This window comes from Thiemannella venezuelensis, assembly GCF_014203605.1.
Classification (GTDB): domain Bacteria; phylum Actinomycetota; class Actinomycetes; order Streptosporangiales; family Streptosporangiaceae; genus Planomonospora_A; species Planomonospora_A venezuelensis.
In genome coordinates, this window is the sequence record NZ_JACHJJ010000005.1 from 327262 (window position 1) to 342454 (window position 15193).

General features: G+C 71.7%; 15 protein-coding genes and 2 tRNA genes. 11 read left to right on the plus strand and 6 right to left on the minus strand.

The features are described from left to right. Positions 1–8: 8 nt before the first annotated feature. Positions 9–1109, minus strand: coding sequence for a ThiF family adenylyltransferase (locus tag FHS22_RS11020; RefSeq protein ID WP_184940711.1), 1101 nt, complete (start codon positions 1107–1109; stop codon positions 9–11). 151 nt (positions 1110–1260) lie between these two features. Between FHS22_RS11020 and FHS22_RS11025 the strand changes: the two genes are divergently transcribed. From FHS22_RS11025 to FHS22_RS11040, 4 genes are all read left to right on the plus strand, one after another. After that, positions 1261–2046 (plus strand): enoyl-CoA hydratase/isomerase family protein, encoded by a 786-nt coding sequence (locus tag FHS22_RS11025; RefSeq protein WP_184940712.1) that lies wholly within the window; start codon positions 1261–1263, stop codon positions 2044–2046. 141 nt (positions 2047–2187) lie between these two features. Then, complete coding sequence (locus tag FHS22_RS11030) at positions 2188–2703, plus strand: YgjP-like metallopeptidase domain-containing protein (RefSeq protein ID WP_184940714.1); 516 nt, start codon at positions 2188–2190, stop codon at positions 2701–2703. Continuing rightward, positions 2700–3344: a glycosyltransferase family protein gene (locus FHS22_RS11035; RefSeq protein WP_338047706.1), complete on the plus strand. Its 645-nt coding sequence runs from the start codon at positions 2700–2702 to the stop codon at positions 3342–3344. The genes FHS22_RS11030 and FHS22_RS11035 overlap by 4 nt, the downstream gene beginning before the upstream one ends. A 112-nt stretch (positions 3345–3456) precedes the next feature. After that, positions 3457–3933, plus strand: coding sequence for a TIGR00725 family protein (locus FHS22_RS11040; protein WP_338047707.1), 477 nt, complete (start codon positions 3457–3459; stop codon positions 3931–3933). Here the strand turns inward: FHS22_RS11040 and FHS22_RS39210 are convergent. The 3 genes from FHS22_RS39210 to FHS22_RS11055 form a co-directional block, all read right to left on the minus strand. Then, positions 3930–4937 carry an endonuclease/exonuclease/phosphatase family protein gene (locus tag FHS22_RS39210; RefSeq protein ID WP_338047708.1) on the minus strand — a complete coding sequence of 336 codons (1008 nt, stop codon included), beginning with the start codon at positions 4935–4937 and terminating at the stop codon, positions 3930–3932. The two genes, FHS22_RS11040 and FHS22_RS39210, sit on opposite strands and share 4 nt — an antisense overlap. A gap of 88 nt (positions 4938–5025) precedes the next feature. Further along, the gene (locus FHS22_RS11050) at positions 5026–5565 is read right to left on the minus strand and encodes an NUDIX hydrolase (RefSeq protein WP_184940797.1); all 540 of its coding nucleotides are present in this window, start codon (positions 5563–5565) and stop codon (positions 5026–5028) included. Positions 5566–5660: 95 nt separating this feature from the next. Beyond that, positions 5661–7004 carry a zinc-dependent metalloprotease gene (locus FHS22_RS11055; protein WP_184940718.1) on the minus strand — a complete coding sequence of 448 codons (1344 nt, stop codon included), beginning with the start codon at positions 7002–7004 and terminating at the stop codon, positions 5661–5663. A gap of 79 nt (positions 7005–7083) precedes the next feature. On the opposite strand from FHS22_RS11055, the gene FHS22_RS11060 reads away from it, so the two are divergent. From FHS22_RS11060 to FHS22_RS11090, 7 genes are all read left to right on the plus strand, one after another. Further along, on the plus strand, positions 7084–8157 hold the full coding sequence (locus FHS22_RS11060) for an NAD-dependent epimerase/dehydratase family protein (RefSeq protein ID WP_184940799.1): 1074 nt from the start codon (positions 7084–7086) through the stop codon (positions 8155–8157). Between the two features lie 87 nt (positions 8158–8244). Then, the gene (locus FHS22_RS11065) at positions 8245–8670 is read left to right on the plus strand and encodes a molybdenum cofactor biosynthesis protein MoaE (protein WP_184940720.1); all 426 of its coding nucleotides are present in this window, start codon (positions 8245–8247) and stop codon (positions 8668–8670) included. Between the two features lie 75 nt (positions 8671–8745). Continuing rightward, positions 8746–9792: a YlbL family protein gene (locus FHS22_RS11070; RefSeq protein WP_184940722.1), complete on the plus strand. Its 1047-nt coding sequence runs from the start codon at positions 8746–8748 to the stop codon at positions 9790–9792. 240 nt (positions 9793–10032) lie between these two features. Further along, the gene (locus tag FHS22_RS11075; protein ID WP_184940723.1) at positions 10033–12996 is read left to right on the plus strand and encodes a UPF0182 family membrane protein; all 2964 of its coding nucleotides are present in this window, start codon (positions 10033–10035) and stop codon (positions 12994–12996) included. 61 nt (positions 12997–13057) lie between these two features. Continuing rightward, positions 13058–13134 (plus strand) — tRNA-Met (locus FHS22_RS11080). Positions 13135–13230: 96 nt separating this feature from the next. Next, positions 13231–13307, plus strand: a tRNA-Met gene (locus FHS22_RS11085). Between the two features lie 113 nt (positions 13308–13420). Beyond that, the gene (locus FHS22_RS11090) at positions 13421–14188 is read left to right on the plus strand and encodes a group II truncated hemoglobin (RefSeq protein ID WP_184940725.1); all 768 of its coding nucleotides are present in this window, start codon (positions 13421–13423) and stop codon (positions 14186–14188) included. Between the two features lie 16 nt (positions 14189–14204). On the opposite strand, the gene FHS22_RS11095 is transcribed toward FHS22_RS11090, so the two are convergent. Together FHS22_RS11095 and FHS22_RS11100 are read right to left on the minus strand one after the other, a co-directional pair. Next, the gene (locus FHS22_RS11095) at positions 14205–14369 is read right to left on the minus strand and encodes a hypothetical protein (RefSeq protein ID WP_260407835.1); all 165 of its coding nucleotides are present in this window, start codon (positions 14367–14369) and stop codon (positions 14205–14207) included. A 117-nt stretch (positions 14370–14486) separates the two neighbouring features. Continuing rightward, positions 14487–14888, minus strand: a complete 402-nt coding sequence (locus tag FHS22_RS11100; protein WP_184940729.1) for a hypothetical protein — start codon at positions 14886–14888, stop codon at positions 14487–14489. Positions 14889–15193 lie beyond the last annotated feature (305 nt).

Consider the following 15193-nt stretch of genomic DNA (forward strand, 5'->3'; position numbering starts at 1 on the left):
GGTGCCGGTCAACGGCAGGTAGCCGACGCGACCATTGTCAGCGACCCGAACTCGTTTCGGAAGCAACGACATAGAGGATGAACGTTCCAGGATGTCCTCTTCCATCTCCAATCAGGCAATACATCTATTGTGCTGTTGGTCACAGCAGGGTCGTGACCATCGATCAGAGCAAGCGCATGGCCGGTGGCCATGCCCGCGACCAGCGTCGCCGTCGCCGTCCCGCAGGCGATCTCGCCCGCGGGGAAGCCGCCCAGCCGGGCGCTGACGACCGGCCAGCCGGGGTCGCGGTCGCGCCGGGTGAGGTCGAGGCAGTCCAGGCAGGCGCTCCGCCCCGGAAGCACCAGCGGGCCGACCGAGCCGGAGCCCTCGAAGGCGCTCACCAGCAGGTGCGGGATCTCCCAGGTGACGAGCTCCCGCACCAGCAGGCCGTCCAGCGGCTCCACCGGCGCGAGCACGACCAGGTCGGGGCGGCGGGATCCGTCGGCGAGCTGGGCGGCGTGCTGCCCGGTCCACGCGGTGAGGGCCGGTGCCAGGCGCCGGGCCACCGCCACCGCCCCGTCCTGCCGGCTCATCCCCAGCTCGGCCTGGGTGAGCCCGCCGGGTGAGAGGTCGCCGGGCCGGGCCGTGCCGGGATCGACCACGCAGAGCCGTCCGACTCCGGACGCGGCGAGCAGGGCGGTGATCTGCGCGCCCACCCGGCCCGCGCCGTACACCCTGACCTGAGCCTCGCGCCGGCGCGCCATGGCCGCCAGCCCGCCGTCGGTCGTGCCGGGGGCGAGGGAGAGCGTGTCCAGCTCGGGCTGGAGCCGGTCGCGCTCGGCGAGGGAGAGGGAGCGCAGCGGGCGCGGGGACGCCCCGGCGTCGTCCACGACGCCCCGGCCGGTCAGCAGGTCGAGCAGGACGCGGCCCTGCCGCTCGCCGATCCCGGCGCGCTCCGCGGCGGCCAGCACCCCCGTGAGGTCCCGGGTGCCGTCGAGGCTCTCGACCCAGTGCAGGACCTGGGGTTCGAGGTCGGCCAGCACGACCGCGCGCCGGGGATGCACCCCGAACTGCAGGGTGCGCTCGTCGCGGGCGATCCGGCGGAGCGCCGGCTTCAGGCGGGGCCGCATGGAATGCCTTCCTTCTCGGGGACCTCTCCGGGCAGGCGCCAGCGTGGCATGCCGGACCGGGCGCCCGGACACCCTTTCCAGGCCCTGTGGACAACCTCGCGGTGGAGGACGCCCCTGTGGACGGCGGGCCCGGCTCCACTACGCTCCCGGCATGAACGAGCTCTTGGTGGACCGGCGGGACGACGGCGTCGTGGTGCTCACCCTGAACCGGCCCGACCTGCGCAACGCGATGACCGACGGGATGACCGAGCAGTGGCGGCGGACCGTCGCCGGGCTGCGCGGAGACCGGGACGTGCGGTGCGTCGTCGTCACCGGGGCGGGGAACGCGTTCTCCTCCGGCGGGGACCTGTCCTGGCTCGCGGACCGGAACGCCGAGAGCGTGCCCGACCTGCGCGACCGGATGCTGGGCTTCTATCGGACGTGGCTCTCGATCGCCGACCTGGAGGTGCCGACCATCGCCGCGGTCAACGGCGCCGCCGTCGGCGCCGGACTCTGCTTCGCCCTCGCCTGCGACCTGGTCTACGCCGCGCACGACGCCAAGCTGCTCGTCCCCTTCACCGCGCTCGGCCTGCACCCCGGCATGGCGGCGACCTACCTGCTGCCGAGGGCCGCCGGGGTGGGCGTGGCCAGGGAGATGCTGCTGACCGGGCGGACCCTGCTCGGCGCGGAGGCCGCCTCCGCAGGCCTCGTCACCCGGGCCTTCCCCCGCGAGGCCCTCCTCGGGGAGGTCATGGAGATCGCCGCCAGGACCGCGGCCAACGCCCCCGTCGCGACCAGGCTCACCAAGATCGCCCTGTCGGGCGGCGGCCACGCGGACCTGGAGGCCGCGCTGCGCTGGGAGTCCCTCGCCCAGCCGGTGACCATGGCCTCCGACGACATGCGGGAAGGCCTGGCGGCCCAGCGGGAACGGCGGGCCCCTCGATTCGGGAACTCCTGAGGCGGGAGATATCCAGGTTAATTCCATAAGGCGCGGCCATAGCGGACCGATCTCGCTTAACAATCTACGAACGGGGATTGACCAGCAGGAACGTGTTCTGCCCCCTGGTGGGAATTCACCATTCTCGGCTACCGTGCATATGTGCCCCCCGAGACAGTCGAGGTCCGTCGCAGTTCTCGCCGCCGCCGGACCGTCTCCGCGTACCGCGATGGCGAGAAAACGATCGTGCTGCTCCCCGACGGCCTGAGCAGGACCGACGAGGAGCAGTGGGTGCGCCGGATGCTCGACCGGCTCGCGGCCAAGGAGCAGCGCAGACGCCCCTCCGACGAGGATCTGCTCGACCGGGCGAACGAGCTCTCGGAGCGCTATCTGGAGGGCAGGGCGCGACCGGCCAGCGTGCGGTGGGTGGAGAACCAGCGGCACCGGTGGGGCTCGTGCACCCCGGACCACGGCACGATCAGGATCTCCACCCGGCTGCGGGGCATGCCCGCCTGGGTGGTCGACTACGTGGTCATGCACGAGCTCGTGCACCTGCTGGTCCCGAGCCACGGTCCCCGGTTCTGGGCACTGGTGGAACGCTATCCCAGAGCCGAGCGGGCGCGCGGGTTCCTCGAAGGATTCTCCATGGCGGGCAACGGCGTCCCGGAGGAATGGTGACGGAGGAACCGGCCGCCGGCGACCGGCGGCTGGTCGCCGTCCTCGTCGCCCCCGCGATGGCGGCCGCCGCGCCCCCGGGGATCGATCCCGCGGCGTTCCTCGCCGCCGTGGCCGAGGACAGCTACGAGCTGGCGGCCGGGCTCGACTTCGTCACCCCCGTCCTGGTGACGGGCGTGCCGGGGATGGACGAGATCGTCTGGCCGGGCACGCCGGTCGTCGAGATCGATCCCGGGCTGTCCGGGAGCGCCCTGGTCGCGGCGGCGTTCACGGCGCTCTCCGCCGCGGTGCCGTACGGCGGGCAGGCCGTCCTGCTGAGCGGCGACGCGCCGGACCTGCCGCCGCTGCTGATCGGCAAGCTCTTCCGCGAGCTGGGCCGCGCGCGGATCGCCGTCTGCCCCGCCGCCGACGGCGGCGCGGTGGCGATCGCCGCGCACCTCCCCTACCCCGGGTGGGCCGACGCGGGCTTCGACGACCCCGACCCCGTCAAGGCGTTGCGCGCCTCGGCCCCCGGCCCCCGGACCGTCGCGACCGGCCCCGGCTGGCACCGGCTGCGCACCCCCGCGGACCTCGGCCTGCTCGACCCCGGCCTGGAGGGCTGGGACAACACCCGCGGCCTCCTCGCCTCAGGCGGGCACCGGTGACCACCGGCGGCAAGCCCCCGCCGGAGCACGCTCCCGGAGGGCCCGCCAGGACATGACGCCGGCCCGGAGCACGGCGGCGGCGAACCCCCGACGGAGCTGGCAGGATCTGACCGTGGCGATCCAGGTGGCGGTCTGCGGCCCGCGGGACTGCACGGCCGAAGAGGAGTCCGACGCCCGCGAGGTCGGCCGGCTCCTGGCGGAGCGCGGCGCGGTGGTGATCTGCGGCGGGTACACGGGGGTCATGGCCGCGGTGGCGTCCGGCGCCCGGTCGGCGGGAGGGACGGTGGTGGGCGTCCTGTCCCGGGCGGACCGGGAGGGCGCAGGCCCGGACCTGTCCGTCGTGATCCCGACCGGCGTCGGGGAGGCGCGCAACGCCATCATCGTCAACTCGGGTGACGCTGTGATCGTCATCGGCGGATCATGGGGCACGCTGTCGGAGCTCGCGCTCGCGATGAGGCGGGGCCGTGTCCCCGTCGTCCAGCTCGGCGGCTGGCGGCTCCTCGACCGCGACGGGCGGCCGCTCGCCGGTGCCAGGCACGCCGCGTCGCCGGAAGAGGCGCTGGCGGCCACCGGGCTCTGGCCCGGCTAACCGGGCAGGCGCAGGTCGGCGAAGACGGCGCGGTGGTCGGTGCCGGGGACGGTGTGCACACTTACCTCGTTCACCGCCACCCGCTCGTCCACCACGACGTGGTCGATGGTGATGAGCGGCGGGATGCTCTTGCCCGCGGGCCAGGTGGGCGTGAGCCCCTGCCCCGCCCGGTCGGCGGCGTCCGCGTAGCCCTTGTCCAGGAAACGGCGCATCACCGCGTGGTCGAGGCTGGCGTTGAAGTCCCCGGCGAGGATGCGGATCGTGTCGGGGGAGGCGGGAGGGAAGGCGCCGATCGCCGCCGTCCAGTCGTGCACCTGGCTGCCCAGCGGAGGGTAGGGGTGCACGTCGACGAACTCGACGGGCTTGGCGCCGGGAAGGGTGATCACGGCGGCGGGCATGTTGTGCCCGATCGGCCGGAACAGGTTCTCCAGCGGGGTCATCGGGTGCCGCGAGTACAGGCCGCTGCCCCCGGCGCTCCACTCGTCCTGCAGCACCCGGTGCGGCAGCAGCTGCCCGAGGCCGGCCGCGTCCAGCTTCTCGACCATTCCCGGAGTGAGCTCCTGCGTGCTCAGGACGTCCGGCTTCAGCCGCCTGACCAGGTCCATGACGGCGTCGGGTTCGGCGTGGCCGAACAGCATGTTGAGGGTGAGCACGCGCAGCGGAGCGCCGGACCCGGGCCCGGCCTCGGCCGAGCCGATGGCGCGGGGGAGCACGCTGAAGCCGAGCGCGGCCGTGGTGACCAGCGCGACGGCGGTGGCCGCGCGGTTGCGGGCGAGCGCGCCGATGAGCACGGGCACCAGCGAGGCGGCCGCCACGTAGGGCGTGCCGGTCATGATCTGGGTGGTCAGCGACCCGCGTTCCAGTCCGCCGACGCGGGCCGCCGCCCACACGGCGAACGGCGCGACGGCCGCCCACGCGAGGGCTCTGGGAATGCGCCGCCGTCGGCGGGGAGGGCTCACGATCGTGCCGCCGACACGTGCGCCGGATGCGGTCTCCACACTCACGTTGCCCCGTTTCGTTCGTCTTACCTGTGAGAACGACGATAACCAGAGGCCCGTGAAACAGATGTAAAACGGTCCAAAAGCCCTCCGGTCATCCGGCGCGCAGGACCTCCCGGGCCCGGCGGGCCAGCCTCCGGGTGGCCTCGTCGCTCGGGTCGGGGATGGCGTCCACCGGGAACCAGCGCAGGTCCAGCGACTCCTCGCTGATCACCGCCTCGGCCCCCGCCGGGGCGACGGCGCCGTACTCGACGTCGAGGTGGTGGCTGAACGGGGGATGGCACCAGACGCGGTGCCGGTCCAGCGCCAGCGGCCCGGGCAGCAGCCGCAGACCGGGGATGCCCGACTCCTCCGTGGCCTCGCGGAGCGCGACGCCCGCCAGGGAGAGGTCCCCGGCCTCGCAGTGGCCGCCCATCGGCAGCCACATCCCGGCCTTGCCGTGCAGCGTCAGCAGCACCCGCTCGCCGTCGTGGGAGAGCACCGCGGTCGTGGCCGTCAGGTGGCCCGGGACGCACTCCCGGTACATCCCGTTTCCGTGGAGGCGAAGGTGCTCGAGGAAGTCCTCGCGCAGGAGCTCCTCCGGCCCGGTCGGGGCCGCCCATCCCGTGAGGACGGCCCGGGCGTCCGAGTGCAGCCGCCCGTCCCCGTCCGCGCGCGGACGGCCGTTCCCCGCCCCGCCGGGCACGTCCGGGGAAGGGGCGTGCCCGGCGGGACGCCCGGTCCGCTCGCTCACGGGGCCCCGTCCTCCCTGCCCCCGTCCTCCCTGCCCCCGTCCTCCCTGCCGCCGTCCTCCTCGCCGCCGTCCTCCTCGCCGTCTCCGGAGCCGCCGTCCTGCTCCCGGAGGGAGGCCTCGAGACCGGACAGGTCGAACTCCGGCTCGCCCCGGACGAAGCTCGCGGGGTCGTCGAGGTCGGCGGCGGTCGGCATCAGGTCGGGGTGGTTCCAGACGGCGTCGCGGCCGTCGACGCCCCGGTCGGCCTCCAGTGCCTGCCACAGGGCCGCCGCCTCGCGCAGGCGGCGCGGGCGCAGTTCCAGGCCCACGAGGGTGGCGAAGGTCTGCTCGGCGGGGCCGCCGGTCGCGCGGCGGCGCCGTACCGTCTCGCCCAGGGCCGCGGCGGAGGGCAGCTTGCCCGCGGCGGCGCCCGCCACCACCGTGCCGACCCAGCCCTCGATCAGGGCGAGCATGGTCTCCAGACGGGCCAGGGCGGCCTTCTGCCGCTCCGTCTCCTCGGGCTTGAGCAGGTTGCCGCCGCTCAACGCCTGCTGGAGCTGCTCTGGGTTGTTGATGTCCAGCCCCCGGAGCTGCTCCTCCAGGGCGGACACGTCCACCGTGATGCCCCGGGCGTACTCCTCCACGGCGCCGAGCAGGTGCGCGCGCAGCCACGGCACGTGCTGGAAGAGCCGGTGGTGGGCCGCCTCCCGCAGGGCGAGGTACAGCCGGATCTCCTCGGCGGGCATCTCCAGCCCCTGGCCGAACGCGGCGATCCCGCCGGGCAGCAGGGCGGCGTCGGCCGAGAGGGGCAGCCCGATGTCGGTGGAGCCGACCACCTCGCGGGCGAGCGAGCCGAGGGCCTGGCCGATCTGCTGGCCGACCATCATGCTGCCCATCTGCTTCATCATGCCCATCAGCGGCCCGGCCACGGCCTGCGCCTCGGCGGGCAGGCCGGCGGCGCCGAGCGTGCCGCTCATGGTCTCGACCATGCGGGCGGCGACCGGGTCGCAGAGCTGCCGCCAGACGGGGACGGTCTTCTCGATCCACTCCGACCGGCTCCACGCCTGGGGGTTGCCCACCCCGCTGGGGAGCGCGGTGGCCTCGTTGAGCCACAGGTCGGCGAGGTTCAGGGCGTCCACGATCTGGCGCCGCTCGCCTTCCATGACGCTCGGATCGCCTCCGGCGGCCACGGTGTGCCGCGCGATGTTCTTCGCCATGTCCCAGTTGACGGGACCGGAGCCCTGCGGAGCGGACAGCATGTCGGCGAACTGGCGCATCGCCGCCGCGATCTGCTCCGGGTCGCCGAACATGGCGAACGGATTCTCGTTGGGGTCGTTTTCCCGACCTGGCAAGTCAGTCACCGCTCTACCTCGTGCAGGATGGAGGAGTCCACATCCGCCACGTTATCCGTCGCACGGCGGATCAGTGCAAAGTGAGGACCTGGTGCCTACCTCGAAACGCCTCCGGCCCCCGGTCGTCGCCGTCACCGGCGCGGCCTCGGGCATCGGCCGCGCATTCCTCGCGAAGGTCGCCTCGTCTGCGGATTTCCGCAGGGTCGTGGCCATCGACGAGCAACGCGGCGACGTGCCCGACGTCACGTGGCGGGTGCTCGACGTCCGGGATCCGCTCTTGGCGAACCGGATATCCGACATCGACGTGCTCGTCCATCTGTCGGCCGACTACGCGCTCGGCTCCGACGCCGGAGAACGCCGCGCGTACAACCTGCGCGCGGCCCAGACGGTGCTCACCGCCAGCGCCGCGGCCCGGGTGCGCAGGGTCGTGCTGGTCACCAGCGCCATGGTGTACGGCGCGGCGCCCGACAACGAGGTCCCGCTGCCGGAGGACTCCGCGGTGGCGGCCGAGCCCGACACGGGCATGGTCGGCGACCACCTGGAGATCGAGGCGCTGGCACGGCGCTCACTGCGCAGCCACCCCGGCCTGGAGGTGACCGTGCTCCGCCCGGCGGCCCTGGTCGGTCCCGGGGTGGACAGCGTGGTCACCCGGCACTTCGAGGCGCCCAGGCTGCTCACCGTGAAGGGGTGCAGCCCGCGCTGGCAGTTCTGCCACATCGACGACCTGGTCTCCGCGCTGGAGCTGGCCGCGCTCGGCGCGGTCTCCGGCGTGGTCGCGGTGGGCGGCGAGGGCTGGCTGGAGCAGGACCAGGTGGAGGAGATCTCCGGGCTGCGCCGGTTCGAGCTGCCCGCAGGCCTGACCTTCGGCACCGCCCAGCGCCTGCACCGGCTGGGCATCACCCCGGCTCCCGCCACCGACCTGCACTACGTCGTCTACCCCTGGGTGGTCGACTGCGCGGCGCTGCGCGAGGCGGGCTGGAAGCCGCAGTGGACGAACGAGGCGGCGTTCGCGCAGCTGCTGGAGCTGCGCGAGGGCAGGCACGCGGTCGTCGGCCGCCGCCTGTCCGGCAAGGAGGCCACGCTCACCGCGGCCGGCGCCACCGTCGCGGTCCTCGGCACCGCCGCGATCGTCCGCGTCGCGCGCAAGAAGCGGCGGACCTAGCCGTTCCGTCCCGTGAGGTCGGGCACCCGGGGAGGACGGGCGGCGTCCCCCCGGGACGCACCGTTCCGGGGCGGTAGTCTTTCTGGCGTGGATGTCATCCGGTTGCTGGGTATTCGTGACCAGGCGCTCTCCGTGGACGAGGTGCTCGCCGCCGTGGGCGACCACGCCGCCGGAGGGACGGCGGTCTTCATCGGCACGGTCCGCGACCAGGATCACGGCAAGCCGGTCACCCGGCTGTCCTACTCGGCGCACCCCGGCGCCGAGGCCGAGCTGCGCCGGGTCGCCGAGAAGATCTCCGCGGAGTTCCCGGTCACCGCGCTGGCCGCGGTGCACCGGGTCGGAGACCTGGAGCTCGGCGACATCGCGGTCGTCGTCGCCGTCTCCTGCCCCCACCGGGGCGAGGCGTTCGCCGCGTCCCGGCGCCTGATCGACGACCTCAAGAGCGAGGTCCCGATCTGGAAGAACCAGCTCTTCGCCGACGGCTCGACCGAGTGGGTGGGGGCCTGCGAGTGAGGCCCCGTCCGCCGGTCCGCCGCACGCGCGTCCGCCGTCCGTTCACGGCCTCCGCCACCGCATAGGCTTCCCCCCATGTCCCGACGTGCGCTGACCCTCATGGTGGCCGGCTTCCTCACCCTCGTCCTGGGCGTCGCCGGGACCGTGCTGCCGGTGCCGTACGTCGTGCTGAGCCCCGGGCCGACCGAGAACACCATCGGCGACGTCAAGGGCAAGCCGGTGATCAGCATCTCCGGGCGCCAGACCTACCCGACCGACGGCAAGCTCAGCCTGGTCACGGTGGCCTACCAGGGCGGGCCGGGCGCGAGGATCGACCTGTTCACCGCGTTGCGGGGCTGGCTCGACCCGGCCATCGCGGTCGTGCCCGAGGAGACGATCTTCCCCCCGGCGACCACCGCCGAGCAGGTCGAGGAGCAGAACACCCAGGAGATGACCAACTCCCAGGACGACGCGACCGCCGCGGCGCTCACGGAGCTGAAGATCCCCTACACCTCGGTCGTGACCGTGGCCTCCACGGAGAAGGGCCTGCCCGCGCACGGGAAGTTCACCCAGGGCGACGAGATCGTCTCGGTGGACGGGGTGGCCGCCACGGACCGCGGGACCGTCTCCGCGGCGGTCCGCAAGCACAAGGCGGGCGAGCAGGTCGCCTTCGTCGTCAAGCGGGGCGGGCAGGAGATCACGGTGACCTCCCCCACCGTCGCGGCCAAGGACGGCACGCCCATCGTCGGCATCTCCATGGCGATCCGCTACCGGTTCCCGTTCGAGGTGAACATCAACGTCGGCGACGTCGGCGGGCCCAGCGCGGGGATGATGTTCTCCCTGGGGATCATGGACAAGCTCACCCCCGGGGCCATGACCGGCGGCAAGGCCGTCGCCGGGACCGGGACGATCTCTCCGGACGGCGTCGTCGGCCCGATCGGCGGCATCCAGCAGAAGATGGTGGGCGCGCGCGAGGCCGGCGCCACGGTCTTCCTCACCCCTGCGGAGAACTGCGCCGAGGCGCTCGCCGCGGTCCCCGACGGGCTCAAGCTGGTCAGGGTCAAGACGCTGGGCGACGCGGTCCGGGCCCTGGACGCGGTGCGCACCGGCACGGGCGCCATGCCCGGCTGCTCGGCGGGCTGACGCCGGGCCCCTCCGCGCGGGAGCCCGGGTCCGGGCGGGATCCGCGCCGCGGGCCGGGCACCGATCCGGCCTCCCGTGCGTTGGCCGTACTGGACCCGAGATCTGCGGGAGCCGTGGCCGGACCGCGCCGAGCGGTTGAGCGCGACGGAACCCCCGCCGGTGTAGGTTTCCAGACACGGACCGTGCTCTTACGACAAGGGGTTGGCCTTGAGCTTCCGGACCCCCGGAGCCGGTAGGGCGATGCGCTTGCCCCGCCGGCCACGACTTCTGCTTCCCGTGGCGATCGCCCTCGTTGCGATCGTGGTGTTCTTCTTCCTTTTCGCCGGTATCTTCACCGACTACCTCTGGTACGACTCGGTCGACTACACGGCCATCTTCTCCGGCGTGATCGTCACCCAGATCCTGCTCTTCGTGGTGGGCGCGGTGGTGATGGTCGGCATCGTGGGCGGCAACATGCTGCTGGCGTACCGGATGCGGCCGATGTTCGGCCCGGGCATGTTCGGCGGCGCCAGCGGCGCCGACCGCTACCGGATGGCCCTCGACCCGCACCGCAAGCTGATCTTCCTGATCGGCCTGGCGGTGCTCGCCCTGTTCGCGGGATCGTCCTTCGGCGGCCAGTGGAAGACCTGGCTGGAGTTCGTCAACGCCGTGCCGTTCGGCGAGGTCGACCCGCAGTTCAAGGAAGACGTCTCGTTCTTCATGTTCACCCTTCCGTTCATCCGGATGGTGCTGAACTTCCTGTTCACCGCGGTGGTGCTCTCGGCCGTCCTGGCCACGATCGTCCACTACCTGTACGGCGGGTTCCGCCTGCAGTCGCCGGGCGTGCACGCCTCGCGCGCGGCGCGGGTGCACCTGTCGACGCTGCTGGGCGTGTTCGTGCTGCTCAAGGCGGTCGCCTACTGGTACGACCGCTACGGCCTGGTCTTCTCCGACCGCGGTTTCGTGCACGGCGCCTCGTACACCGACGTCAACGCGGTGCTGCCCGCCAAGACCATCCTGGCGATCATCGCGCTGATCTGCGCGGCCCTGTTCTTCGCCGGGATCGTACGGCCCGGCGGCATGCTGCCCGGCGTCGCCTTCGGCCTCCTGGTGCTCTCGGCGATCCTGATCGGCGGGGTCTACCCGGCCCTGGTCCAGCAGTTCCAGGTCAAGCCGAACGAGCAGGCGCGCGAGAAGACGTTCATCGAGCGCAACATCGACGCGACCAGGAAGGCCTACGGCGTCGACAAATCCGAGGTGATCCCCTACAACGCGCAGGGCAACGCGACCGACGCCAGCGTCACCGCCGACACCTCGGTCTCCGGCGTCCGCCTGCTCGACCCGAACCTGGTCGGCCAGACCTACCAGCAGGAGCAGCGGATCCGCGGTTTCTACGCCTTCCCCGACAAGCTGGACGTCGACCGCTACCCCGACCCGCAAACGGGGGTCATGCGCGACACGGTGGTGGCCGTGCGCGAGCTCCTGGGCCCGGAGCGGGCGCAGGACAACTGGATCAACCGCCACCTGGTCTACACCCACGGCTACGGCTTCGTGGCCGCGCCGGGCAACAAGGTCGACGCCAAGGGCCTGCCGGACTTCACGGCCAAGGACATGCCGGTCCTCGGCCCCCTGGTCGACCAGACGCAGCTGAAGGAGTCGCGGATCTACTTCGGCGAGGGCTTCACCGCGGCGGAGTACTCCGTCGTGGGCGGTGACAGGGAGCAGGAGCTCGACTACCCCTTCTCCGGGGAGAACGGCACCGGCAGCGGTCAGAAGAACACCACCTACACCGGCAAGGGCGGCGTCCCGGTCGGCTCGTTCTTCAACCGCATGCTCTACGCGGCCAAGTACAGCGAGATCAACCTGCTGCTCTCCGGCGACATCAACGACAAGTCCAAGATCCTGTACGAGCGGGACCCGGCCAAGCGGGTCGCCAAGGTCGCGCCGTTCCTGAGCCTGGACAACAACCCCTACCCGGCCGTCGTCGACGGCAGGGTGGTCTGGATCGTCGACGCCTACACCACCTCCAACGCCTACCCCTACTCCCAGAGCAAGAGCCTGGAGGCGATGACGCGGGACACGGTCACCGACCCGCGCCTGGTGGTGCAGCAGCCGCGCGACCAGATCAACTACATGCGCAACTCGGTCAAGGCCATGGTGGACGCCTACGACGGCACCGTGAACCTCTACGCCTGGGAGGAGAACGACCCGATCCTGAAGACCTGGATGAAGGCCTTCCCCGGCATCATCAAGCCGAAGAAGGACATCTCCGAGAGCCTCAGCCGGCACCTGCGCTACCCGGAGGCGCTGTTCAAGGTCCAGCGCGACGTGCTGTCCAGCTACCACGTCTCCGAGCCCGACGCCTTCTACGGCGGGCAGGACTTCTGGAACGTCCCGAACGACCCCTCGGGCGGTGACGTCAAGCAGCCGCCGTACTACCTCTCGGTCAAGATGCCCGGGACGGCGAGCCCGTCGTTCTCGCTGACCACGACCTTCGTGCCGCGCCAGGGCCCGAACCTGGCGGCGTTCATGGCGGTGAACGCCACACCGGGAGACGACTACGGGAAGCTGCGCATCCTGCGCATGCCGTCCAACACCACGGTCTCCGGCCCGGGCCAGGTGCAGAACAACTTCCAGAACAAGTTCTCCGGCGAGCTGAACGTGCTCGGCCTGGGCCAGGCGAAGGTCCGCTACGGCAACCTGCTGACCCTGCCGTTCGCCGGCGGCCTGATCTACGTCGAGCCGGTCTACGTCGAGATCCAGGGCGGCTCCGGCCAGGAGCCGTACCCGATCCTGAGCCGGGTCCTGGTCGGCTACGGCAACAAGGTCGGTTCGGCCAACACGCTGGAAGACGCGCTGAAGCAGGTCTTCGGGGACACTGCCACCGCTCCGCCGACGACGCCGCCCGACACCGGCACGCCGACGGCCGCGCCGACCGCCCCGCCGACGGCCGCGCCGGAGCGGCCGGCCCTGTCCGCGTCCGATATGGCCAAGGCGATCGAGGACGCGCAGAAGGCCTACGACGACGCCCAGGCGGCTCTGGCCAAGGACCCGCCGGACTGGGTGGCGTACGGCGAGGCCCAGAAGAAGCTGGCGGACGCGCTGAAGAAGCTGGAAGGCGTGGCGGTCCCCTCCGCCTCCCCGGCCGCCACTCCGGCGCCTTCGGGGTCCCCGACCCCGGCTCCGTCGGCCACGCCCGCACCGTCGCCGTCGCCCAGTTCGTAGGGCGCGCGCCGATCGATTCGCTTCCGTCCCCCGCGTCGGATAGTCTCTAGACACACACCGACGCGGGGTGGAGCAGTTCGGTAGCTCGCTGGGCTCATAACCCAGAGGTCGCAGGTTCAAATCCTGTCCCCGCTACCAAAGGAAGGCCCGGATCTCACAGAGATCCGGGCCTTCCGCGTTACCGAGTCAATTTGCCACCTCTCTCGCCGATGGGGTAACCTTCAATCACACCGACGCGGGGTGGAGCAGTTCGGTAGCTCGCTGGGCTCATAACCCAGAGGTCGCAGGTTCAAATCCTGTCCCCGCTACCAAGGGAAGGCCCGGATCTCACAGAGATCCGGGCCTTCGTCGTTTCGGGGGTGTCCAGGGTGACTATTACATGATTACATGGCATCAATGATCACCTCTCCCCGAGGACGGACCCATGATCGTTGAGTACATCCGCTACCGCGTCCCCGCCGAGCGCGCGGAGGAGTTCGAGGCCGCGTACCGCCGCGCGGCCGTCCCCCTGGCCGGCGCCCCCCAGTGCGTGGACTACGAGCTGACCCGGTGCGTGGACGAGCCGGCCTGCTATGTGCTGCGGATCACCTGGACCTCCGCCGAGGACCATCTCCAGGGGTTCAGGGGAGGCCCGGACTTCGCGGCCTTCCTCGCCGAGATCCGGCCCTATGTCACCGACATCGAGGAGATGCGCCACTACGAGTCGACGGGCGTCCGGGGGCGCGGCTCCTCAGTGCCCACGCTCTACGACTGGGCCGGCGGGCAGGCGGCGTTCGAGCGGCTCACCGAGGCCTTCTACGGGCACGTGCTCAAGGACGATCTGATCGGTCCGCTCTTCGCGGGCATGGATCCCCGGCACCCGAGCTACGTGGCGATGTGGCTCGGCGAGGTCTTCGGCGGGCCGGACCGCTACACCCGCGAGCGAGGGGGCTATCCCCGCATGCTCTCCCAGCACGTGGGCAAGGGCATCACCGAGCCGCAGCGCCGCCGCTGGGTCAACCTGCTCCTGGACGCCGCGGACGAGGTCGGCCTCCCCGGCGATCCGGAGTTCCGTGCGGCCTTCCTCTGTTACATCGAGTGGGGGACGCGCCTGGCCTTTGCCAACTCGCAACCCGGCGCGACTCCGCCCGCCCAGGCTCCGGTGCCGCGATGGGGATGGGGCGTGGCACCGCCGTACACGCCGGAGAACTGAGGGGCCCGGACCGCGCTCAGGTCCTGACCCGGCGGTGCCGCGGGACGAACCTCGGCTCGGTACGGCGCAGCAGCAGGCTCGCCTTGTAGAGAGCCCAGCCCATGAGGAAGGTGCCCATGGCGGCCTGCCCGATCCGGGCCCACACCGACACGTGGACCGCCGCGAAGACCACGACGCCCATCCAGAGAGTCCCGAAGACCCCCACAAGGGCCGTCGCCGCCCAATTCATCCCCCGCTGCCACATGGCCTGAAGTCTTACAGATATCGGTTCAAGGCCAGGTCAATGACGTGGAAGGCCTCATCGAGGGAGGGTACGGCTGGTGCCCAGACACCTGCGGACACGAGGCCCGTTCCCGGCCGTTCTGGCCGGAGTCTGCTCCAGACAGGCGATCAGGGCGGCCGCGGTGTGCGCGTCGGCCAGGATCCGGTTCACCTCGTCGTCGCCCGCCGGCAGCTGGCCGCGCTTGGCGAGCTCGTCGGTGAGGAAGGTGAGCGGCTCCGGGTACCCGGCCGTCTCCGCGGCGACCGTCGCCCGTGCGGCGGTCAGCAGGCGCAGGTAGTAGGCGCGGAGGGTGGCCTCACGCATCCGTGCGGCCTCCAGGTCGTCCAGCAGAGACCGGGCGACTCGGAGAAGGTCACCGGGGTGATCGGCCTCCGCAGCGATGTGCGCGCGGATGTCGTCGAACTCCGAGCGAGTCATGGTGGTCACCTCCGTGGCGGAGTCAGAGTCCTGACCCTCGTGCCTATGTCGTATCCAGACTCGATTGCGGATGACTTGACGTCTGGTTGCGCCCCAACAGGTTTGAGACGTTTGAGCGCTGGGGATGGTTGGCAAGTTGTCTCTGTGACGTCAGAGTGCTGCTAATGTTCTTCCTGCAGGGCGAGGCCCTGCGCCCCCTCTTCTCAAACCCCGACATTTCGGGCGTGTCTGCACGATTGGACACAGACCGGATGTTGGAGTAAGGTTGAAGGGTTGCTCCGGAGACGGGGTGGTCGCGATCCGGA